25 protein-coding genes and 1 riboswitch are annotated in these 23,133 nt (G+C 44.7%); of the genes, 3 read left to right on the forward strand and 22 right to left on the reverse strand.

Translation table 11 applies throughout. From position 1 onward, the window contains the following. Positions 1 to 81: 81 nt before the first annotated feature. Entirely contained in the window at positions 82 to 816 is a 735-nt protein-coding gene (locus MKY98_RS13950) for an alpha/beta hydrolase (protein WP_069011718.1), read from the forward strand. Positions 817 to 959: 143 nt separating this feature from the next. Here MKY98_RS13950 and MKY98_RS13955 read toward each other — a convergent pair whose 3' ends face one another. Continuing rightward, positions 960 to 1,424 (reverse strand): low molecular weight protein-tyrosine-phosphatase, encoded by a 465-nt coding sequence (locus tag MKY98_RS13955; RefSeq protein WP_069011912.1) that lies wholly within the window; start codon positions 1,422 to 1,424, stop codon positions 960 to 962. A gap of 148 nt (positions 1,425 to 1,572) precedes the next feature. Between MKY98_RS13955 and MKY98_RS13960 the strand changes: the two genes are divergently transcribed. Together MKY98_RS13960 and MKY98_RS13965 are read left to right on the forward strand one after the other, a co-directional pair. After that, entirely contained in the window at positions 1,573 to 2,214 is a 642-nt protein-coding gene (locus tag MKY98_RS13960) for a thiamine diphosphokinase (protein ID WP_029517441.1), read from the forward strand. A 279-nt stretch (positions 2,215 to 2,493) separates the two neighbouring features. After that, positions 2,494 to 2,991, forward strand: a complete 498-nt coding sequence (locus MKY98_RS13965) for a C40 family peptidase (RefSeq protein ID WP_069011717.1) — start codon at positions 2,494 to 2,496, stop codon at positions 2,989 to 2,991. 64 nt (positions 2,992 to 3,055) lie between these two features. On the opposite strand, the gene MKY98_RS13970 is transcribed toward MKY98_RS13965, so the two are convergent. From MKY98_RS13970 to MKY98_RS14070, 21 genes are all read right to left on the reverse strand, one after another. Next, positions 3,056 to 3,748: a response regulator transcription factor gene (locus MKY98_RS13970; RefSeq protein WP_069011716.1), complete on the reverse strand. Its 693-nt coding sequence runs from the start codon at positions 3,746 to 3,748 to the stop codon at positions 3,056 to 3,058. 142 nt (positions 3,749 to 3,890) lie between these two features. Beyond that, complete coding sequence (locus MKY98_RS13975) at positions 3,891 to 4,952, reverse strand: ThiF family adenylyltransferase (RefSeq protein WP_029517438.1); 1,062 nt, start codon at positions 4,950 to 4,952, stop codon at positions 3,891 to 3,893. Then, positions 4,949 to 5,716, reverse strand: coding sequence for a thiazole synthase (locus tag MKY98_RS13980; protein ID WP_069011714.1), 768 nt, complete (start codon positions 5,714 to 5,716; stop codon positions 4,949 to 4,951). The genes MKY98_RS13975 and MKY98_RS13980 overlap by 4 nt, the downstream gene beginning before the upstream one ends. A 2-nt stretch (positions 5,717 to 5,718) precedes the next feature. Continuing rightward, positions 5,719 to 5,922, reverse strand: coding sequence for a sulfur carrier protein ThiS (gene thiS / locus MKY98_RS13985; RefSeq protein ID WP_029517436.1), 204 nt, complete (start codon positions 5,920 to 5,922; stop codon positions 5,719 to 5,721). Further along, entirely contained in the window at positions 5,919 to 7,067 is a 1,149-nt protein-coding gene (gene thiO / locus MKY98_RS13990) for a glycine oxidase ThiO (protein WP_069011711.1), read from the reverse strand. The genes thiS and thiO overlap by 4 nt, the downstream gene beginning before the upstream one ends. A 64-nt stretch (positions 7,068 to 7,131) precedes the next feature. Then, positions 7,132 to 7,725, reverse strand: coding sequence for a thiamine phosphate synthase (locus tag MKY98_RS13995; RefSeq protein WP_029517434.1), 594 nt, complete (start codon positions 7,723 to 7,725; stop codon positions 7,132 to 7,134). A 264-nt stretch (positions 7,726 to 7,989) separates the two neighbouring features. Further along, a riboswitch (TPP riboswitch) is annotated at positions 7,990 to 8,098 on the reverse strand. A 94-nt stretch (positions 8,099 to 8,192) separates the two neighbouring features. Next, on the reverse strand, positions 8,193 to 9,746 hold the full coding sequence (locus tag MKY98_RS14000; protein ID WP_029517433.1) for an ABC-F family ATP-binding cassette domain-containing protein: 1,554 nt from the start codon (positions 9,744 to 9,746) through the stop codon (positions 8,193 to 8,195). A gap of 184 nt (positions 9,747 to 9,930) precedes the next feature. Continuing rightward, positions 9,931 to 10,920, reverse strand: coding sequence for a hypothetical protein (locus MKY98_RS14005; protein WP_069011710.1), 990 nt, complete (start codon positions 10,918 to 10,920; stop codon positions 9,931 to 9,933). Next, entirely contained in the window at positions 10,907 to 11,461 is a 555-nt protein-coding gene (locus MKY98_RS14010; protein WP_069011709.1) for a hypothetical protein, read from the reverse strand. The genes MKY98_RS14005 and MKY98_RS14010 overlap by 14 nt, the downstream gene beginning before the upstream one ends. A 1-nt stretch (position 11,462) precedes the next feature. After that, the gene (locus MKY98_RS14015; protein WP_029517431.1) at positions 11,463 to 11,858 is read right to left on the reverse strand and encodes a hypothetical protein; all 396 of its coding nucleotides are present in this window, start codon (positions 11,856 to 11,858) and stop codon (positions 11,463 to 11,465) included. A gap of 40 nt (positions 11,859 to 11,898) precedes the next feature. After that, on the reverse strand, positions 11,899 to 12,378 hold the full coding sequence (locus tag MKY98_RS14020; RefSeq protein ID WP_023988985.1) for a hypothetical protein: 480 nt from the start codon (positions 12,376 to 12,378) through the stop codon (positions 11,899 to 11,901). Between the two features lie 50 nt (positions 12,379 to 12,428). Continuing rightward, complete coding sequence (locus MKY98_RS14025; protein WP_069011708.1) at positions 12,429 to 14,513, reverse strand: hypothetical protein; 2,085 nt, start codon at positions 14,511 to 14,513, stop codon at positions 12,429 to 12,431. Continuing rightward, a complete protein-coding gene (locus MKY98_RS14030; RefSeq protein ID WP_069011706.1) occupies positions 14,503 to 16,338 on the reverse strand; it encodes an ATPase, T2SS/T4P/T4SS family in 1,836 nt (611 codons plus the stop codon). The genes MKY98_RS14025 and MKY98_RS14030 overlap by 11 nt, the downstream gene beginning before the upstream one ends. Then, positions 16,339 to 17,196, reverse strand: coding sequence for a hypothetical protein (locus tag MKY98_RS14035; RefSeq protein ID WP_069011704.1), 858 nt, complete (start codon positions 17,194 to 17,196; stop codon positions 16,339 to 16,341). Next, positions 17,193 to 17,906 carry a hypothetical protein gene (locus MKY98_RS14040; RefSeq protein WP_039271283.1) on the reverse strand — a complete coding sequence of 238 codons (714 nt, stop codon included), beginning with the start codon at positions 17,904 to 17,906 and terminating at the stop codon, positions 17,193 to 17,195. The genes MKY98_RS14035 and MKY98_RS14040 overlap by 4 nt, the downstream gene beginning before the upstream one ends. Positions 17,907 to 17,924: 18 nt before the next feature. After that, complete coding sequence (locus MKY98_RS14045; RefSeq protein WP_069011701.1) at positions 17,925 to 18,908, reverse strand: SAF domain-containing protein; 984 nt, start codon at positions 18,906 to 18,908, stop codon at positions 17,925 to 17,927. 40 nt (positions 18,909 to 18,948) lie between these two features. Beyond that, positions 18,949 to 20,442, reverse strand: a complete 1,494-nt coding sequence (locus MKY98_RS14050; protein WP_029517424.1) for a serine/threonine-protein kinase — start codon at positions 20,440 to 20,442, stop codon at positions 18,949 to 18,951. Positions 20,443 to 20,621: 179 nt separating this feature from the next. Next, entirely contained in the window at positions 20,622 to 21,680 is a 1,059-nt protein-coding gene (locus tag MKY98_RS14055; protein ID WP_029517423.1) for an SAM-dependent methyltransferase, read from the reverse strand. A 22-nt stretch (positions 21,681 to 21,702) separates the two neighbouring features. Then, positions 21,703 to 22,476, reverse strand: coding sequence for an ABC transporter ATP-binding protein (locus tag MKY98_RS14060; RefSeq protein WP_029517422.1), 774 nt, complete (start codon positions 22,474 to 22,476; stop codon positions 21,703 to 21,705). After that, complete coding sequence (locus MKY98_RS14065) at positions 22,473 to 22,787, reverse strand: thioredoxin family protein (protein WP_029517421.1); 315 nt, start codon at positions 22,785 to 22,787, stop codon at positions 22,473 to 22,475. Before MKY98_RS14065 ends, MKY98_RS14060 begins: the two co-directional genes overlap by 4 nt. Next, positions 22,784 to 23,122 (reverse strand): cyclic-phosphate processing receiver domain-containing protein, encoded by a 339-nt coding sequence (locus tag MKY98_RS14070; protein ID WP_029517420.1) that lies wholly within the window; start codon positions 23,120 to 23,122, stop codon positions 22,784 to 22,786. The genes MKY98_RS14065 and MKY98_RS14070 overlap by 4 nt, the downstream gene beginning before the upstream one ends. Positions 23,123 to 23,133 lie beyond the last annotated feature (11 nt).

Here is a 23,133-nt window from a genome sequence, read left to right on the forward strand (position 1 = left end):
TTAAACATCTATTGCAATCAGGGTAATCTTAACTTATTGTGATCCCGAATGCAAAATAATACCCAAGAAAGGTGACGAAAAATGACGGATTCTCGGTATTTAAAACGAACCATCCTTAAAGACGAAGTAGACAGCCGCTTTCTTGGCGAGACCAGAACTCTCCGGATTTATTTGCCGCCCGGCTATAATGAAATATTGAGCTACCCGGTCGTGTACTGTCAGGACGGAGAAGAATTTTTCAATTTTGGCCGCATTGCAACTCATGCCAACCGCCTCATTCTAGATGAGGGCGTCGAACCCTTCATTATTGTAGGTGTGGAAGTGAATACAAAAATTCGAACGCAGGAGTATGCTCCCTTTGGCAATCGTTTTGAGGCGTATACCGCCTGTTTTGCAGAAGAGATTATTCCCTATGTAGAGCAAAAGTATCCTATAAGAAAAGATGCAGCGTCCCGTATTTTGGCGGGGGATTCACTGGGAGGCAGTGTGTCTCTGCATTTGGCTTTGATGTATCCTCAGTTGTTCAACCGCATTATCAGCCTCTCAGGTGCTTACTATGAAGCTTCGCAGGAAATCATCGCCCGTGAGAAAGATCTGTCTCATTTGCGGGTGTGGATGACGGTTGGCCTTCAGGAAGATGCATTTGAGAGTGATACTGGCATTTACAACTTTGTAGAGCTTAACCGTCAATGCGCAGATTTGCTGCGCGAACGGAACGTTGAAGTTTCTTACCGTGAAAAGGATGGCAAACATTTGTGGGGCTTTTGGCAAAACGAGTTGCCTGACGCGCTAATGTATTTTTTGGATCGCGCCTGAGTAAATTCTCCCAGGTAACTAAAAGGGAATGGAGCATTTGACCTACTAGGTCATAAAGCTCCTTCTTCTTTTTCATGATTTGGTTGCGCTTTCAAAAATGTATAACGAAAAACGGCAATGATTGCCGTCATCTGTCGTTCACATTATAGCTTTTCTTCTACGATCTTGTCCAGCAAGGCGTCGCAACCTGCGTCCATTAATCGATAGGTCTCTTCAAAATTCCCTGTAAAATATGGGTCGGGTACTTCTCTTAATTTTTCTTGAGGGAGCAAATCCATAAATTTTAGAATATCTGCCTCCGCTCCACCTGCAATCTTTCGAATGTTTCGTTCATTAGAGTCATCCATGCACACAATATAATCAAACGCGTCAAAATCACGGCCCGTTATTTGCCGCGCCTGTATGCCTTGTTCGCTGATTCCATGCAGTTTAAGTTGCTTTAGTGTTCCCTCATGCGGAGGATTTCCGATGTGCCAGTCGCCTGTCCCGGCCGAGTCCACCCCGATTTCTGCACCCAATCCCCGTTCCTGCGCTTTATGTCTCAGTATTGCCTCCCCCATCGGAGAGCGGCAAATATTGCCCAAACACACAAACAAAACGTTAATCATTTCGTTCTCCTTCCTATTACACGTTACACTTCCTTTTTTCTGTTTCATTGTAGCCATGTCCTCCAAAATTGTGCAAGCCATATTTAACGCGGTATACTTAAAAACGATGGTATATATAGGATCGTATCAGAAAGAAAGGATGTTGATTATGACAAAAAAACGAGCGATTGTATTTTCAGGTGGTCGTCTTAATGAAGAAGATTTACATCAAATACAGCCCGATGATTTTATTATAGGTGCAGATAAAGGTGCTCTTTTCCTGATCGAGCACGGTATTACACCACATATCTCTGTAGGAGATTTTGATTCAATCACACCAGAGGAAAAAGAAAAGGTAGAATCAGCAAGCCAACGTATGATTGCGTGCGATCCAGTACTTAAAGACTTAACAGATACTGAGCTTGCTTTAGAAATCGCTATGGACGAACAGGCAGATCAAGTACTGATGCTTGGTGTGACTGGCACCCGGATGGACCACACATTGGCTAATGTTCAAATATTGGTACGTGCAATGCAGCATCATATTAGCTGCGCTATTATGGACGCACATAATTATATTGAGCTCACCGGATCAACGCTTGAAATCCAACCTATGGGCTATACATATACCTCCCTGCTTCCTATGACCGCCGAAGTAACTGGCATACAACTAGAAGGATTTATGTATCCGTTACATAATGCCACCCTCAAAATGGGACAATCACGTGCTGTCAGTAATAAGCTAACGGCTTCAAAAGGTACGATTTCCATCAAAAGCGGTCTGCTACTCGTTATTCAAAGCAAGGATTAATTATGACATTATTGTAACCATTATATAAATTGTTTTTCACTCAAAACCCTTGATGAACAAGGGTTTTTCCGTTTATAGAGATCAATGAATCGATATATTTTTTACAAATTGTAATTTTTAATCGTTTTTTAATAATCGCTGTGTAAGTCTTGTCCCTCAAGCATTTGAGCGTTCTTTTCCAACTATTAGGCGGCTTCAAAACTGTTATACTCAACGCTGTCAGTTAGTTAGCAACTCAGCAAAATATTGCACAAATCAATTTTTGGAGGTACTTACAACATGAATATGCAGAAAATCATAAAAAAGGTAATTATAGCAGGGGTCGCAGCCACGATCGGCTTTGGCACTTTTGCAATTGAGGGAACAAATACGGCACAAGCCGCCACTACGACTTCGGTAGGCCAAAAAGTAATTAACTACGGTGAAAAATATATGGGAACTCCTTATAAGTTTGGAGCTTCCACAAGCACTACACGTAATTTTGACTGTTCTTCTTTCATGAAGCACATATTCAAGAAATACGGAGTAAATTTGCCGCGTACTTCTGTTCAACAGTCTAAAGTTGGACATGCCGTATCCAAGTCCAATTTGAAAAAAGGCGACTTAGTTTTCTTTTCAAGCGGTAGTCGTGCTACAGGACGCAACATTACCCACGTAGCAGTCTATATGGGCGGGGGTAAAATTTTACACACTTACGGCGGACCTGGCGTGACCATCTCCGATTTGAACTCTGGCAACTGGAAAAGAACATACATTAAAGCACGCCGCGTGCTGTAGTATGAAACTCATTTTGAAATATGCGAGCCGGGACGAAAAGTTCCGGCTTTTTTTATACCTAATACTATTCTGATACGGTTGGTGTTCTGAGTGAATAACCAATACCTCGTTCCGTACGGATCATTTTAAACTTATATCCCTTATCTACTTTAACCCTCAAATGTCTGATATAGACATCTACAACGTTCGTATCAACGATATAATCATGTTTCCAAACATCCTTCAGAATTTGCTGCCTGCTACAAACTTGGTTAAGATGTATCGCCAGATGAAGTAAAAGATCAAATTCCTTCGGAGTTAATTCCAGCTTTTGTCCCCCTCTGCTCACCAATCTGCTTGCATTGTCTATATGTAAATCACCCGCCTCGATTGCCCTTTTCACATCACGTTCAATACCAAAAATCCGCAATAAATTAGCCACTCTAGCCTGAAAAACTCTAGGATAAAAGGGCAGAACGATCACATCATGTGCTCCTTGTTCAAAACAGGAAACAATATGGTCCTCCTCATCCGATGAAGTCATTGCTAATAGCGGGACATGAGGATGGTATTGCTGCAATATGCGAAGTAAACCTTGCGAAACTGTCTGTTCATCTTTTATATTGAGCAGCAGCAAATCCACAGGATTATGGGCTACATAAGAGCTTGCATCCGTCGTATTGCTAACATGAACCACCTGATAACCTTCCTGCTCCAATGGACGAACAATTACGGGAGACGCTTCATTTACATCCACAAGCAAAATTAACGGGCTCACCTTTTCACCCACCTGGTTTGGACATAGCATTACATATTGGATACGAACAAGTTTGTGTTATAAGCCATTAAAGCATATTAATATTATTGTAACAAAAAAGCAGAAAATCATTCTCCAAAGAATGGCTTTCTGCTTTTATCGTTTAACCCAAATAGCGATGATACAGACTTCTTGCTTTTGCCACGTCCTTTGTCCCATGGATCAGCGCTCTGCCATCTGCAAAAACAACCAAGCGATGCTCGCTTGTACTAAAGGAAACCAAAAACGGATTTCGCTCTACTTTTCCTTCTCCCAAAGAAGCAAATCTATCTGCCGTTTCTGCAAGATTCAGATGGATCGGGTTTGCTGGTCTAATTTGAACGGTATCCCTACCGCACAAAACATCTGTTTTCTGCCGATGAGAGGCCGACAAATAGGGATACGTCGGTTGGCTGCCGCAAGAAGGACAGTTCTCCTTTTTAACGCTATCTACCGCTATCGCTACATACTCATTTTTCCACAAATCAAACGAAAGTAACTTTCCTCTCAAATCTTCCGGATATCCGCCAAGAAGTTTGAAGGCTTCCGTAGTTTGGTTAGCCGTGACCATCTGTACAGCCTGCGGAATAATCCCGGCGGTATCACAGGTTTCCCCACCAAACGGTACAGTTCCCAGCAGACAGTGAAGACAAGGCGTTTGACCCGGTAAAATGGTGTAGGTTACACCATAGCTGCCTACACATCCCCCATAAATCCAAGGTATCCGATGCTTGAGTGCCATGTCGTTCATAAGAAGTCGGGTATCGAAATTATCGGTTGCATCCATCAAGAGATCTACCCCTTGGATCAACTCTTCCAGCTCTTCCACCCCAACATCCAGTACATGTGCATGTATAACCGTTTCCGAATTAATATCCTTTAATCTTCGCTGAGCAGCTACTACTTTGGGATATCTTTGCGCAGCATCACTTTCCTGAAAAAGCTGCTGGCGCTGCAAATTGCTCCATTCCACATAATCCCGGTCTACGAGGCTCACTGTACCTACACCCCCGCGAACGAGCGTTTCCGCAATACCTGTACCTAACGCTCCGGCACCTATGATTAGTACGTGGGAAGAAGCAAGCCGACGTTGTCCTGTCGGTCCAAAGGGCGCGAATCTTTCCTGTCTGGAATAACGGTCACTTGAATGTGTTCCTCCTGCACCGGATTTGTCAGTTACCTTCATGCCTGAACCATACCTTCTATCGGACTGCTTGCTGAAGCGTAACGTTTTACAGGAATCATCCCCGCCTCAAAACCATATCTTCCAGCACGAACAGCCAGTTTCATGGCCTCGGCCATTTTTACCGGGTCCTTCGCTCCTGATACGGCTGTATTCAACAAAACAGCATCTGCCCCTAACTGCATCGCCATTGCCACGTCACCGGGTGAGCGAATACCCGCATCGACAATAACCGGAACCTCCGCCTGTTCAATAATTAGACCTAATGAAAACGGATTAAGCAAACCATGTCCTGTACCAATCGGTGAAGCTCCAGGCATAACGGCATGTACTCCAAGCTCTTGTAGCCTCTTTGCTAGAATCACATCGTCCGATATGTAGGGCAGCACGATAAAGCCTTCTTCTAACAGCTTTTCGCTAGCTTTCAACGTTTCAAATGGGTCCGGCAGCAGTGTCTTGCTATCCCCAATGACCTCCACCTTAATCATATCGCACAGGCCGGAGGCTTTTGCCAATTGGGCAATACGAATCGCCTCCTCTGCTGTTGTAGCCCCTGCTGTGTTGGGAAGAAGTGTATACCGGCTCAAATCCAGCATATCGAGAAAATGCTGCTTATCCCGTTCCTCCAAGTTCAATCTCCGTACAGCAAACGTCAATATTTCCGTCTCAGCAGCCTCTACGGCTTGGGATTGGATATCCAGATCAGAGAATTTTCCTGTTCCCAACAATAACCTCGAGGTAAAAGATGCTTTTCCAATGGTTAACATAATCAACCGCCTCCCACAAAATGTACAATCTCTAGGCAATCTCCATCTTTCAGTACCGCTTCATCATGATCTTCACGGGTCAATATATGCCGATTCAGCTCCACCACTACGGTTTTCACCTTTACATCAAGCTCATGTAGCAATTGATTCACATGAGTGATTCGATTAGAAAAGGTCAGGCTCTGGCCGTTAATCGTCAGCTTCATAAGCTTTTCTCCTTGAGGAGCTCAGAAGAAAAACTACTTATCCCAAGTTCTGCTGCACAAGCCCCATTAAGCATAGCTGCCATCGCACGCCCGGTAGCATCACTCAGCAGGACACCGTTGCGATAATGCCCGACTGCAGCATATACGCCCTCGACCCCAGGAACAATGCCTATAAAAGGATGACCTGATACAGCCTGCGGACGTAAGCCCGCCCAAGCGCGTATAAAAGAAGCTTCACGGACGCGCGGCAGCCAGGCAGAGGCACGTGCCAACAACCCCTCCAAGCCTCCTACGGTCACCTCTTCGTCATATTGATGTGGAAGGCTCGTTGCCCCAATCCAAAGCTCGTTATTCTGTTTAGGCACGAGGTAAATATCATCAGCATAAATGGTATATTCTAACGGGTGATCCTTCAAGGAGACCGCTACCGCTTCGCCCTTGACCGGATAAAGTGGATATTCAAACCCAACCTGCGCTAGCAATTTCATGCTATCCAAGCCTCCGGCAATAATGACCTGATCGCAGGAAAAAAAACCACTATCTGTGCGGACACCGCAAATTCGATCATCCTGTATGACCAGTTGCTCTGCCTGTGTACCAGACCATACCGTTGCTCCCAGCACCGCAGCAGCACCTGCATAAGCACGGCAAAGCTGGACAGGAGCCACTTGTGTCTCCTTTGAACGATATATTGCCCCGATCGCTTGTTCATCCAAACCTGGAATTCGTCGGGCCAATTCTTTCGCATCCCACCAGATAGGACAATCACCCTTTCGCGTTTTAGCAGCTTTCCAGCGTTTTTGGCCTTCAGTCTCCGTACGGAAAGGGGTCACAAACCCTTCAGTACGGAATTCCACCGAAATACCTGACAAACGCTCTAGATCACAGACAAGCTCAGGGAATGCATCTCGACTTATGCGAGCAAATCGTGATAGCTCAGAGTCGGTGAACTCTTCACTTTCCGCTGCCAGCATTCCAACCGCTGCTCCTGAGGCTCCCTCACCCGGGATCAATCGTTCCAGCATAATCGTACTTCTTCCCTCCTTGGCCACATGATAAGCAATGGAACTGCCGATGACACCTCCACCTATGACCAAGCATTCAGCGTGTCCAATCGCTCTTTCCTCTGTGTGTATCTTTAGCATTTGTTCCGTATCTCCTCTCCATAAACCCTTCTGCTTTCAGCTTGCCTCTACTCTCGTTTTCTCGCTACAGGCTGTGAACTACAAGGTCTGCCATTCGCCTATACTCCATTGCAGCTGCAACGGGCGACTCAGCCTCCCATATACCAGACATCACCGCAATTCCGCTTGCTCCGGCCCTATAAAGCTCCGGGATATGATGCGGTTGTATGCCGCCTAGCGCAATCACCGGAATGTTCGACAACCTGCAAATATGTTCAAGCTGAGCTAAACCCCGCGGTACAATACCGGGCTTACAATGGGTCTCATATACGTGACCATAAAGTACATAGTCCGCTCCTGCCCGCTCAGCAATTTGCATCTCCTCCAAGGAATGTACAGACACTCCACAGCGTGTACCCTTTGGAAGTAGGCTTTTCACATCCACAACAGGTAATCCATTAGCTGGTAATTGAACGGCTCCGACCAAAGTAAGTAAAGCTACATCCACACGATCATTTACTACAATTTGTTGCAAAGGAACTTCCTGCTCCACCAGGCTGCGAGTCAAAGAAAGCAATGCAGAGGCACCATTCTGTTTTAAACGTGCGTGTACATAATGAACATACGGACAAATCACAGCAGCCACTTGGGCGGCTTGTGCAAAAGTGCCCTTTTCCATCGAAATTGCGTGTAATTCGATTTTGTCTTCACCTCACATTGGACTAAAGGATCTAAGCTTAGCCAGCCACGTCTACCAGCAGGAATGAAAGGGGATTATATGTGAATCGTCTACGGAAGCTCGAACTACTTAAAATGAACGAAACGCAAAAAAACCACTTCCCCAAGGAAGTGGTTTAACGAACGTCCAATAATCGAACGGACCATGAATCCGTATACGTGTATCGTCCCACGCACAAACAAAAATAAAGATGGTGTTGCCTTGTTTGTACGGCGCTCACTTCCCTACGCTGGCATAACCCAGATCAGGTGCAAAGGGTCCGAAATCCATTTATTCCGTCTCAGCCGCATGGGCGGCTCCCCTAGTGTGACTATTTTATTGTATAAGCTAAAGATAGCTTAGCATATTTTTCTAATTCTGCAAACCCCACTTCGTGTGAAATTTGCTGGAACTGGATTTAGCTGATTTTAGTTAACTTTACTTGACCACTCTTCCACATTCCACGTTTTGGTTACCCAATCCTCGTAAAAGTCCGGTTCGTGAGATACAAGCAATACGGTCCCTTTGTATTCCTTCAAGGCACGTTTCAGCTCATCCTTTGCTTTAACATCCAAGTGGTTGGTAGGCTCATCGAACAGTACCCAGTTGCTTTCACGCATTAACAGTTTGCAAAGACGGACTTTAGCCTGTTCTCCACCACTGAGCGCAGATAGCGGACGCGTGATATGCTCATTTTTCAAACCGCAACGCGCCAAATGCGCTCGTACTTCATGCTGGTTCAAATGCGGAAATTCATTCCACACATCGTCAATCGGTGTAATTTTCTCGGCCTTTACTTCCTGCTCAAAATAAGCGGGCTGCAAAAAATCACCTTGATAAGTTTTTCCACTGATTGGCGGAATTTTTCCCAATATGGTTTTGAGCAATGTCGATTTACCGACACCATTGTAGCCGACAATTGCAATCTTTTCGCCACGTTCAATCGTCATGGACATTTTAGGCAAAAGGGCATGTGTATAACCAATCTCAAAATCAATACCCTCAAATACCGTCTTTCCGCTTGCACGTGCCTCTTTGAATTGAAAGGTTGGTTTTGCGGCTTCTTCAGGCTTATCAATACGTTCGATCCGATCAAGCTGCTTTTCACGGCTCTTTGCTCGGCCTGACGTAGAGGCACGCGCTTTATTACGCTGAATAAAATCTTCCTGTTTCTTAATAAAATCCTGTTGCTTCTCATAAGCATCAATATGCTGGGCTTTGTTCAGATCCGCCATTTCGAGAAACTTTTCATAATTAGCTGAATAACGGGTCATCTTGGCAAATTCAAGATGGTAAATAACATTAACGACCTGGTTCATAAATTCAGTATCATGTGAAATAAGAATAAAGGCATAGGGATAGTCCTTCAAATAGCGCGTAAGCCATTCAATATGCTCTACATCCAAATAGTTGGTAGGCTCATCCAACAGCAGGACATTCGGCTTTTCCAACAGCAACTTAGCAAGAAGAACCTTTGTCCGTTGCCCGCCACTAAGTGCGGATACATCCCGATCCAGTCCTATGGCCGACAGACCTAGTCCATTCGCCATTTCTTCAACCTTCACATCAATGAGGTAAAAATCCCCCATATCCAGTTGCTCCTGAATTTCACCCATCTGTTCCAGCAACACTTCCAACTCATCAGGAGAAGCATCCCCCATTTTGTCAGTAATCTGCATCATTTCCTTTTCCAATTCCAACAAAGGAAGAAAAGCATCCTTCAATACATCACGTACCGTTTTGCCCGGTGTCAGCTTGGTATGCTGATCCAGATAGCCGTAACGCACACGTGGAGTCCATTCCACTTTACCCTCATCCTTAAGCAATTTTCCAGTGAGAATGTTCATGAGTGTCGATTTACCAACACCGTTAGCTCCTACCAAACCTACACGTTCCCCCGCAAGCAATCGAAAGGAAACATTTTTAAATAATGCGCGGTCCCCAAAGTTGTGGGATACATTTTCTACAGTCAATAAACTCATAAGCTGTTTTTGGCTCCTTATTGTCATCGGCATTGCCGACTGTTCTTATTTCATATGCATTTCGTTTCTCTCAAAGCTTTATTGTAGCACATTCTGCAACCATATCGGAATATTGAAAACAGTGAATTTTAAGGTTTTTTGGTATGGATCTGCCTAAAAAAAGAAAAACCACCCATGAGGGTGATTATTTTAAGCCATTATAACATTTGTACTCAAAGTAACCCGCAGCTGCTGCAGATTTTTCATCCGTGAAACGTTCACTCGCTTTAAAGGGAGCTGGACATGAATCTCTATAAAAATACTTTATTCCAGTATCTGGTTCTATGCCACCGATAATGTCTTGCTTTCTAACGACTCTCCCACCACCAAATCCATAGTTATTGTAATACCTGTCTCCAACCGGAATGCCTTGGATAAACGCGATCAGCCCCACATCATCTACCGTGTTGTACCACTCCTCTTGCGGAATGATCGGTAGCGTGAACGAATAAGTTATGCCGTTACGCGCTGCTTTTTCGTTATGGACATTAATAATTCGCGCCAAGTCCTCTTGAACGCTGCGAACAATGGTGGAACGACGTATTTGCTCAAAAGTTTCTGAATTATTCAGCAAAGATATAGCGGTCTGATCCTGAAGTTCCTTTTGAAAGCCCTCTATCCACCTGTGATTCCGAGCATCGTATGCGTGCACATAATTATCCAAGGTGAACCCCACACTGTTGCCTACTAAATCAACATAGGCATATGGCTTTTTTTCGCTCCATTTGTGGCCAATAGCAGCTTGTCCATGCTCGTCTGTATAGGCTTCTGAGGTGAACGCATAATAACCGTCATAATCCAGAATTACAATAGCCGGTATGTAATCCAATAATGCACGTTGTGCTACTATATCCCCATCAATGCCTACATTAAGAAAAAGGGTGTGCAGGAACGTGATCAGCGCTGCTTCTTTATCTACCCGAAAAAACTTATCCGATCCGTATCCGGCCTCGCGTTCCTGACGTTCATTCTGTGAGAGCACAACCCCTGCATCCTGAACTGCGGTACGGAGAGCCGACGTATATTTCATTTCTAGCTGCTGCACTTCACGCTGATTCTGCACCCGTAAGTCACTAACTACACCAAAGGGCAAAAACAAAAGTATAAATATGACCGCAAAATCAGTAATCCTCATTCAGAACCATGCCCCCGTAAGAAGCTGTAACTGCTGGCTTGCCGCTATCTGCCCCACCAAGAAGCCATGATTTGTACAAGTCCGCAGGAGTCCGATTCGTAATATGTACCCGGACCGTAAAATAATCCCCGGCCATCAAGGTATATCGACGCGTCTGATCTGATTTTGGCTGCTGATTGTCAGGAAACAGTACAGGAAAAATTTGCGAATTATAGTACCCATCATATACAGCTTCATAATTGCCCAGAAAACTGTCTGGCTTCGCGGCATCTGCATAGTCCGGTACATACTTTTTGTGCATATGCTCCAAGTCAACTTCGTACGTATTGCCTGTCAATTCCAGATCACGCATAAAATCGTTATACATCGTCGGTGTAATGTAACCCTTGGTTCTTACCATATCAACAAAACGTACAGTTGCATGATATGTATTTAACCCGGATATATCATCCTGCCGTTCAGCAGCTTGAGCTGCGGGTACGATGTACAAAAGCAATACAGCGAGCAGCGCCCCCAACAGCTTCGATATTGTTTGAACCACTTCAGTCTTCCCCCAATTTCTCAAAACGTACAGATGTTATGTCCCCATTCCCATTACGCTGGGGGTACATGGAATATAATGAGGAAGCATCCAGGGTCGATACATCAGGCTCAAACGGTTCAGAAAATACATCATACTCTGTCCCGTCGACTTGAATCGAAATCCCCTCCTGTAAGTTCATGCGAATTGCCTGTATGACCTGAGTTCCTTTAATCCGCTCCGGCAACCCCACCCCAGCAGTACGGGCTATTCGCCCTTCAGAATGCTCCTCTTGCTGTGATCTTAATTCCAGTGCACCATCCAGCTGGCTGGACAAGTCTGCTGCCGTTACACATGCGGTTATGAACAGAATAACTGACACACCAAGCCGCAGCATACTTGAAGCGTGATCAGACATACTCTCATCCCCTTTATGATTATTATCTCTGCTGTAGTGCTTAGGACTGGGTAAACAACAACCCACGTACCACGTTCGATTTGTCTTTGACGATTTCAGCTTTAAATTTACCACTCGGATTTACGTATTCATTCTCTTTCTCATTAAGTGTATTCGTGATTTTACCTGTCTTATCACTGCCACCATTCACGGCGCCATACTGTTCACTGTCTGGGCTAATGTTCAGAGCATTACCGTACCACTGGCCTGCCATATTTTTGCCGGTTTTAATCTGAATGCCGAATTGGTCCTTCCCCTGAAACTTCCGCAGCGCATTGGTCACCTGGGAACCGCTAATCGTTGTGCCGTCATATACCGTAAAAGAGGCTTGAGACAATTCGGTCTGAATATCAGCAAAATTATTTTGTGCCGTTTTAGTCGCCTCCTGGGCTGAAATAAATAGTATAACTACAATCGTAATTAGAGCGATGGTCAAAAATATCCCAGCGGCTACCTTTAAAGCTGTTGATGCGTTATTCATTATTTTTCTCCCCTAGCTTGTTATTTTGTATTAGTCATAGGTTAACTTTCTTACTGAATTTTTTGTATTTGTTCATAATAGTTATCCATTTGAACAAAGCTCATGCCGATCAACGGAATCACCAAATATAAAAAGATAAGACCATACATCGGGGCAAAACCAATCATCCTTCCCCAGATAGCCTTACTGTCTATTATTTTTTCATACTCCTGTTTTCTTTGTTCGAAATAGTAGGACATATGGGATTCCAAATCATCAAAGGCCTCTCGAATCGTAATTTTACCTAAAGACAAATGAAGCTTATCCACGAGACGTTGAAATTCCGGCAAAGGCGCTTCTTCTTTTAGCAAGTCGAGAGCTGCCTCTGGCCCATGTTCATAATGAAGCAAACATTTTTGCAGAGGTCTTTTGAATACAACTGAAAATCTGTTCAGCCACTCCAATATTTCCTCGACAGACATTCGTTCCATAACCCGTAAAATGGAAATAACTGTTTGAAATTGATACACCTCATGCCTCATATCCAACCGACGCATTTTTCGTTGCAAATATAATAAAAGCATAGGCATTTGATAGGCTGCGTACCCAACAATCAAACTAATCAGCACTTCCCACCACTTGATGTATTCATCATTCCAATCTTTTAGCTTTTGGAGGATACGCCAAGTATTTGTGGATAACTGTTCAGGAGTAGCAGTTCCATTAGCATTATGCTCTAAAACAGCGTACGTATGTTCGTATGTGCTGTTCGACCTCATGTTCAGCGAATGCATGATTTTGCGATCAATCTCACTCTGCTTCAAAGCTTCTTTTTGCTCCACCGGACTTAAACGTCCAAACATTTGACCCGATTGCACTGGTGCGTGAAGGATATGCGTTCTCTCAGCTTCATGTAAAAAAAATATCGTACTGATACTGAGCACCAATCCTATGATACAAAGAGCCATTCTGCGTATGTAGAGCCACTCCAGCCTAATCTCCGCACCACTTTCCTTTAATAGGCGGGTTATTTGAAAATAAGAAGACATATTCTGACGCGGAATTAAAGAATCCACCACATTACGAATGATAGGAAAACGGTATAGCTTCTGCTCCCAAACCCTCCGTCCTCTACCCGCACGATATCCTGTCTCGTCGGTCTGTTGTAGCTTCTGTAATAGGAAATAAGATACGATTATCACAATATAAACGGATAATTTTGTGATATAACCCAATTTTCCCTGATAAAACTCATCCATGGAGGGAAAGCTGGATCTCGCCCATGTCTCGATTGGGATGGTAAAGAAAACAGGTGCTAGTGCGATCACGTTTAGACTTTTTAACAGATAGTCCAGTTTATTTCTTCGCAGCAACTCCAACTGGATTTCGCGTGCGAGACTGCCGAGCCCCTTCAAGTAAATGGAGCCACCCTCCTCAACCCGATCACCAAACTCCATTACCATATACGAGATACCGGCAAAAGCTTTTAAAAATCGATTAGGAGCCGATTCATAGTATCTTTCCAATGCTTCGTGCGGATCAACATCTGTTAGCGCCTCATGGATGAGTCGTGCGTGTCTTCCGGCCTCTGCCTCCGCCAAATCGGCCGCTTCGGATATAGCTTCCTCCACCATACCGTGCTGATGGTAATAGTGACGCACATTGGCGAATAATTCGATCATCTGTGCAAGTAGCCTTTTTTCCATCCGGCTAATGGCCATATCCAAAATAAGACTGTTGATTACCACTCCGCATAAAACGGCTAATATAGCAAACTCTATTCCTGGCTTCATCATGACCAGCACAACACCACTGCAAGCAAAAGCTCCCCAGATGAACAGTGTCATCTTCATCGTCTGTAGGCGAAGCTTGTACTCATCGTAGGCATGCTGACCAGCTAGTCGCTTACGTATACTCGTGATGTATCCGGACAAGAAAGGGACCTTCATACACAGCGTGTACAACTTATGCAGTAAGGCTTGTAGCTCACGTTGCAGTACCGCTTTTCCCTTGCGACCTTCCTTCACAGAATAAATTCGTCCTGTGCGAACTGCATGACTACTGCGCTTACGCAACCCCCATAAAGCTATATATAGAAGCGTAAAGCCCCCACCTGATATAAGTAAAATCCATAATAAAATTTCTTTAAGACTCATAGTCTTCCTCCCAATAGCGGGTCAAAAAACTGCGGAAATCTCTGGCATCATTTACATTCATCTGCTCACACATTTCTTGTACATTTTTGGCTGTTAAGGGCTCCATCGGTATATAGCTTCCGTTCTGATATTCCATAACGTGGCGATAACTGTAGCTCGTTGAAGCATTGGAGCCTGCATCCGTATGATCCGGGTCACGCGGCACACATTCTGTGATCCGTTCGATGTAGCGTCGCCCTTCCGCATCACGTTTGAGATGCACATCAAAGTTAATGACATGAACTACCTGTTCCTCAGCAATGCCTTCATGCTGAAATACTCCTGTTTTGAGCAATGAATTACGAAGTGAAAACACGAGATCACGAAATGTTTTGGCATGATGAGTAAAAATGGTGAACAGACTGGCAACCTGCGACATTTGAATCATCCAAGCAGCTACTTCATCACTTGCTACTTCGCCTAGAATATTGACGGTTCCATCTGTTTTTTTCTGTAAGTCAAGCCCTTGTTGTCCTGAAATATGATCCGTTTCTCGAAAGCTAAGAATGTTACGGCGACTGTAGATGCTGCGTAGATGCAGTTCAAAAGCCATTTCCTGAACGCGAAGCGTATACGAAGCATAAATGTGCTTGACCATCGCCATTAACAACGTCGTCTTACCTGAGCCCTGCGCGCCTGTGATAGCAGTAATCCGGCTGCCTTTCATTAAATAAGAAAGTAGCTGGATTGGAAAATCAGCATTTTGTCCCTTAATTAACTGTTCCAGCGATGCGCTTTGAATATCAAATTTACGGACAAAGAAAGCCCACGATTCTGAGAAAGGAGGTCGTACCACCACTACCCGTGACCCATCCTTCATTTCATTGACCTTATAACCATTTGCTTCGGAAAGCTGTCCCGGGTAATTGTATTTGTAAATATTTTGGCACACCCTTTTAAGTTCACGCTCAGATCCGAAGGAAAGGAACGAAAGATGGATCGTTTTACCTTTATAAAAAATCCATACGCTCTCATAACTATTGGCAGTAGGCATAGTTGTTTGTTCAAATACATACCCATCGGAAGGCCAGTCTGATGATGCAGGAATCCCACCTTCCGGCATACCACTGACGCCCCCACTTACACCGTCGATCCGCTGGTCACGAATATCATCAATGACGGAAAAGCCTTTATAATGCTGATAAATCCGCTGGACAATAATATCCACCTTCTCCAAAAAGGAAAGGGGCCGGTACTCACAATCATAGATATAACGAATGTCCTCTGCGGTAACGAGATAACTTCCATCTTCTTCACCTTGCTGTGAATATCTCATTTCGGCCAAGTCATAAGTATCCAGTAAACGTGATAGTGCATCAGCGCCAAACTTCTGCTGGTATTGGTAAAATATAATTTCGAATTGATCCTGTATGCTAAACAACTCAGGTCTGGAGAATGGCATAACAGTATCGACGATTTTCTCGTTCAAGCCGTAACCGTGAATCAGAAGCTCAGCCATCAGATTTTTAACAAAACGTTTATCTCCACTGCTACCATTGGCACAGTCCTTTAATGCCCTGCGTAGTTCCGCCCTTTGATGGATACGCCGTCTATATTCCTCTTCATGCAATCCGGCATCCGCCATCTGGCTATGACTTAGTTCATGAAGTGCATTTTTGATATACTCTATTAATGTTTCGAATGTGGCATCTTCATTCTTTTTTTCTACTCGAAGGGTTGAATGTCGCGAGTGAAAATTCCCTCGATATTTAACAATAATCAGTACGATGCACATCAATACTATACAGGTAAGAATCAATCCGTTGATCATTTGAGCGGACAGCATTTAAGCGCCCCTCTCCAAAGCCTTGAGCCGAAGATCGGACTCTGCCGCCTCCAGAATAGCTTTGCTGATATGACGTATACTCTGCGCCCATCCTACAGTCATAAAAAGCTTGCGAGGCTGCCCTTTTCCACTTCGTACCTCACGCTGCACATGGCCGATCACATCCCTGCGGTTCCATGCGTCCATAAATCCGGTGTTATAAGGGACTGTATACAGAGCACCTTTGTAGCCATATCTCCTGCGAATATTCGCTTCATTCACTTGAGAATGCACATCATATTTTCCAAGTACTATTAATAAGGGTAACGATGAGTAGGTAGATAACGGAGACACGGATTCAAAATAAGCGTCTAACTCTCGCATATTCTGAGTGAGTGAAAGAACAGCCAGTTTGGCTCGTGCACATGCTTCATGCTGTACAGCCCCCCATCCTGCTCCACTTCCTGCATCAATTAGCGTTAAATCATAATATTTGTTCGCTGTATCTATTACTGCCCGTACAAGCCCTGGAGACAGTAACGGCGGTGCAGCTCCAAAGCTGGAGGTTCCCTCAAGTACATCCAAAGTATGTTCGAGTACAGGTGTCGTATAATTACGAATATTTTCTTTAGACAGTGTCCCTCGCAGAACTAAACGTGCGGCAGCATCCCAGCCCCCTTCCTGAAGCTGTAGGGTTGGATCATCCATACCATACTCTTGTATAGGTAATCCTGATTCAATACCAGTATGTCTACGACCCAAATGAGTCAATAATAGTCTTCCTCTATATAGATTGCCTATGGTAATTGCTATTGCTGCCGCCAAAGAGCTACTTCCACTAGCCCCCTTAATGGGGCTCCAAAACAAAATGGTACTCATGCTCTACTCCTTTCCGCACGCTTTAGCGCACGACGAATCACCTTTAATTCCCAACTCATCCATTCCCCAATACAACGGCATAGTTCTTTCTTATACATTCTGGATAGCGGTTTTAGTATTAGCTGTTTTTTATGCTCATTTTCCAGTTTCAGAGCAAGCAACCCCTCATCCCATGGCAGTATATATGGCTCTTGCTGCCAAGATGCCGGGAAATGATTCATGTATTCCCACAGATACGGCTCCTCCAGACCACAATCCACGGCCTGTAAAAATAGCTTGTGAAATACAAGATCTTTGGGGAATTCAGGTTGACTGAATAAATGCTGAAGCCAATTCTGTCCGTTATGCATTAGCATGCGGCTATAATCACTGACCCAAACTCGCAGTTCTGCCCTTTTCCAAACAGAAATTGGACAAAAATCAAGTAACTCTACATCTAAAATAACAATGTCATAAACCTGCTCTGCCTTCTGATCAGCCGTCATACCTATATGCAGGTCTTCCCATGCTGTAAATCCAATTGCTACATCAAAACCACTAAACTGCGTAATGGGAAGTGGTTTGTCAAGCATCCCTATGCTATACCGATACCGTCCCCGCAGCGTAGCATCTACAAGCAGTACCCGTTGGCCGGAAGCTGCTAATATGCTGCTGATGTATAACAAGGTATCGCTTTTGTCACAAAGCCCGGCAAATATCCATGTTTTCATACTTCCGTTCCTTTTCTCTCATTTATTTGGCATAGAGCTTCCACCCTGCGTCAGAATCTTTGTTTGTTCTTGATGATCCTGCTCATTCTCATATTCATTTCTTGTAACATCAATCCCGCTTGTTGGGTTTTCTATAGTAGCACCCGCATGTTGAGCTGCAATTTCCTCACTCAGACTTCTTTCCACGGGTGTTGAAATTACACTGTTTGATGAACTAATTGCATTTTCAAGGGAATCCCGCAGCTGCTTAGACAGCTTTTGTTCAGCAATGTGTATCAAATTCGGATCACTATTCATTAACGCTAACACCTGCGCGTTAGGTGGATAGGTCGGGATTGCCTTAGGCTGAAATTGGGGATCGACATACGTCAGAGCATAAATGGATGCTTTATGCAGATAGGCATCAACAATCGCGCTCGAAAGCGATAATATTTCCTGCTCATTCAAAGTGACCCAGACAATTGGACCTTCCAGTCGGGAAATCTTCTTTTTGGATAATAGAATGTAATCCTGACCTGTTGGAAATTGTATGCGGATATCTACTTCGTCCCCCGACTTTAGACTGTTGGGTAGTACCACCACCTTTAGCTCACGGTTGCGTAAATCTTTAGGTGTGGGTTCATCAGCAGTAATCATAGACGATGTAAGCACAGATCCTTTTTTAAGCTCAATCTTGGCTGTGGTTCCGGAAACTTCACTTTTATTTGCCAGCAAATTTGATGGAGCCTGAGAACCGGGAACTTTAATTCCCTTCAAATCATTAGATGCAATCTGTTCACCTGGAGAAATATCACGGACAACCGCCCAGCCTTTTTTCGCGGTTCGTTGCTCTTGTTCATACACTTTCCATTTCAGTTCTGCCTCTACCTCAGCCTGTTTCCTAACCTCATTCATTTGATGGATATTAACCATAAGGTAGCCGGCAAAGATAATGCCAACAATCCCAGCGCCAATGCAACCGGCATACAGTTTTTGTTTACTGCTTTTTCTTAGCTTGGACACACAACTTCTCCCCTGCCTCTTTTTGATATATACTTTCTATTTAGCGCCGTCGCTTAAGGAATGCGAAGCGTCTTCTCCGGGTGTCTGGAATAACTCCGCGAAACAGCTCGTCCAGCACCTGATCCATCTCATCATCCCGTTCGAAGGGGTCTGAGTGGAACGGTAGAGCAAATACTTTATCGTGATCCAGCTCCTTACGAAGCCTGCGAACCGCCTCCGAAGTTGCCAATGGCAAGCAGTAATTCCATTTGTGCTGTGGGTGGCGCTGAAGAGATCGGGTTAGCCCTGCTATATCCTGAACCCTCCATTCGGCCCCTGAGCCAACGACGAGCGGATAATCGGCTCTCAAGAATTCTTCCAGACGTTCATTATCCTGCCCACTCCCCAGGTCCAGTACGATAAATCTGTAAGAACCACCCAACAAAGAAATGACATCCGCACGCGATGTTTGTCGCCAGTAATGTACTCCATCGACTTCAAAACGCCGACTTGAACTCATTTGTCCAACGGATGTGCCTTCTACGACTTCTTGAAGTCGGGCAAATGCTTTGGCTGTGCTGTGCAGCTCAACCAAAGCTACGGAGCGGGATCTTCGAGCCAGATAGTGGCTCACCATAATTGCTGTATGCGTAGCACCGGAGCCGGCAGAGACACCCAGTACAGCCACTACCCTTGTACCTGCATAATCCATTGAGGCATCATTAACGGATATTCCTTGTTGAGCAGGTTGAAAATCAGCACTGCGACGCAGTTCTCCAATGACCTCCCCGGCGGATTGAAATCGTTCCTTAGGATTCTCACGCAGCAGTTTTCGAATTACTGGAATCAAATGACGAGACAATTCCCCGCGTATATATCCTTCTACTCCCGCAGTCCACTCGCTATATTTGCCTCCTGTACAGAGATACAATAGCAGCGCTCCCAAACTGTATAAGTCTGAACGAGCATCCGTCTGACCTGCTCCATATTGCTCCGGGGCAGCGAAGCCCACTGTGCCCAGCTTTACCGTATCTTGATCCAGCTCAGCCTTGTAGCTCCTCGCTATTCCAAAATCAATCAGTATAAATTCCATTTCCGGTGTCAGCATAATATTCGTTGGTTTCAGATCCCGGTAAATGACTGGTGGTTGACGGGTATGCAAATAATCCAACACATCCAGTACCTGCAAAGCGAATGGGACGATTTGCTCCTGTGGAATATAGCCTTGGTAACCCTTCATATATGCTTCCAGCGTAATTCCTTCGATGTAATCCATAACCAGGTATACCGCACCAGATGGGGGATGCTCAAAAAAATCAACAATTCTTGGTAAACGTGGATGGCTTAGTGAAATCAGCATCTCTGCCTCCGTGCGTACAAGCTTCATCACTTGTGGCTCGGCAACCGACTCCTTCACTGCCCATTGCTTGCCTGGCAGTTTTAAATCCTCTGCCATGAACACGCGGCTCATTCCTCCCGAACCCAATGTGCGCACAATACGGTAACGCTCACCAACAATTGATCCGAATTCCAACTGTGATGGTTGCTTCATTATTCTCCTACCTCCTTTCTTAAGCAAACAACGCAAAAAAGGGAAAGCTGCCGCAAAATCAAATTTCCATGTCGCCATGAAAACCGTTTCGCGGGATGCTTTCCCTTGATTTAAACATCATTATTATTTTTAAGGAACAATTTGGATTTATTATATAGCACACCTGTATCTATTGTAAAGTGTTATTTTCCATACTTAATCATGTACAGGGTAATCTCATCTCGATTATGGAATAGCTGCTTAGCTCGCTGAATCTGCATGCCGGACTCCTCAAATGAAGCAATTACATCATGAATGAGCGCCAAGGGCTTTTTATGCATTAGCTTGACCGTAACGATAGCAGTACCACCACTTCGCAAACTATATAGTAAATCAGTAACAAGCCTTGCCATTTGCTTAGGACTCCAGCTCATATCACAAACCAGCAGATCGAACGAATTCTCTTTAAATTTGACTTCACTTGCATTTTTACGCAAAAAAGTCAGATTGGCGTACTTCATCAGTGATGGCTCCATCTTTGCCGGATCAACCGCAGTAACTTTCAGTCCCCGCTCCAGTAAGAAGGAAGTCCATCCACCCGGTGCTGCCCCAATATCCAGTCCCTGATGGAAAGCGCCAAAATCTATGCCGAACGTTACTTCTGCTTCCAATAGCTTGAATTTGGCACGGGAAATTTGTCCGTCTTCTTTCTGAAAACGAACCGCACCTCCGCTCCAATCCGATAGGTTGTCCTCAGGACGTGATACACCTGCATACCACGTATCTGTATCTGCAAAAACGGACACAATAACATCGGCGCCTTGTACTGTTTGCTCCATAGGTAGATCACTTAATTGTTCACTCAAAGCCTGCTTAAGTGCACCTGCGCTTTCAGTCCAGCTGCTATTAGATCCTTTGCGCACCTGTAAAGAAACACGTTGATCCATCAGTTCCTTGCGGTTACGGATGAATGCAACCAGACGCTCCTGCACCTGAACCAGATCCGTTCCTTCTTCCTGAAAATGAACAGGAAACAAGTGACGTAAAAACATCGGCGGCTGACCTGTAATTGTCCTCACTGTCTCAATTTCTTCCGCAGGTAATGTAGCCAGAAAAATTTCACCAGGTAAAAGCATCGTACTTTTCACAGAGCCAAATATTCTTCTAAGCTCCTCTTGAGCATAGGGTGCAAAACCGTGATTGGCCGTACAAATAAATCTTGATGATGACAAAGTAGATTCACTTTGTTCATCTGTACTCATATATAGTTCCTCCAAAATAACATTACCCTCCAGCGCACACCCGAATCCAGGGACGTTCTCCATCCCAATCCAGCTCAACCGAAACTTCATATGTGTGCATAATCAATTCTTTCGTTAAAACTTCTTTTTTCGGTCCAGCTGCTGCAACCTTACCATCACGAATCAATGCAACATGTGTAAATAGGGGGACAATCTCCTCAATGTGATGAGTCACATAGACCACTGATAAGTCCCGCTTGCGGAGCCGATCAATCTCGACCAGCATTTTTTCCCGCTCAAATAGATCCAACCCAGCACAAGGCTCGTCCATAATTAGCAGACGGGGTTCCGCCATCAGTGAGCGGGCCAACATCACCTTTTTACGTTCTCCTTGAGATAACGTCCCCAGCGGATGATGAATCAAGTCACCTAAATTCATACCCTCCAGCAAAGATATGGCCTTTTCTTTTGCCTCTGTTGGAATTTCCTGATAAAAGCGCAAAAAAGCATACGCACCTGTAGCGACTACTTCCCAAACTGGATCTTTTAGCGCCAGCTTTTCCAATAAGGTCTGACTGATATATCCGATCTGCTTGCGGACCTCCCGCACATCACATTGACCATACATTTGCCCAAGCACTTCAACCGTACCACGACTTGGAAACATATACCCTGTCATCATTTCCAGCAAAGTTGTTTTACCGGAACCATTGCGACCCAGAATAGCCCAATGTTGACCTTCTCGTATATCCAGGCTTACATCGTCCAATATCCGTCTTTCTTCCCGCTGCAACGTAATGCTCTTCATGGATATCATTCCATCACGCTCCTTATTTTGCTCAGCAAGTGTTCTACAGATTCCATTTTGTAGATGATTTCAGGATTATTGTTTTCACCATTATATATAAGAAGCGCGGGAACGCTGGATATCCGGTACTCCTGTACCAGTTCAGGAATATAGTTAATGTTGCTCTGCACCACTGCTCCTTCGGGGAGCAAATGCTCTGCTACCTCCAGCATCTTACGGGCAGCCGCGCATGTTCCGCACATGGGAGTGTACACAAACAAAGCCAGCTTGCATCCCTCCCATATGGCACGGCGCGCGTCTTTTTGTCCGATCTCTTTCATTGTTCAGACCCTTTTCTGATCTCTCGCATACGCTCCTCGGGTATGGGCCCATTATGCACGGTGACTCCCTCTGGCTTATTCGCATAGAGCAGCTCATACATGGCTCGCCGCCCCTCTGGACTGGAGGAATGCAAGTAAATTTCACGCGGATATAACCGTTTCCCTGCGATAGCAGCAGCCACATCTTTTCCCGTGGGTTGACCTGAACCCAAATCATAATCTAGCGATAGTATCGTAATAGGATATTCATGAAGCAGCAGCAGACACTCTTCCGCATCTCTTGCCAGCTTAAAGCCCGGAGGACAAGGCCGATAATCGTCCATAAACAAATACATCAACTTCTCCT

It is taken from the genome of Paenibacillus sp. FSL M8-0228 (assembly GCF_038007385.1).
GTDB lineage: Bacteria > Bacillota > Bacilli > Paenibacillales > Paenibacillaceae > Paenibacillus > Paenibacillus polymyxa_D.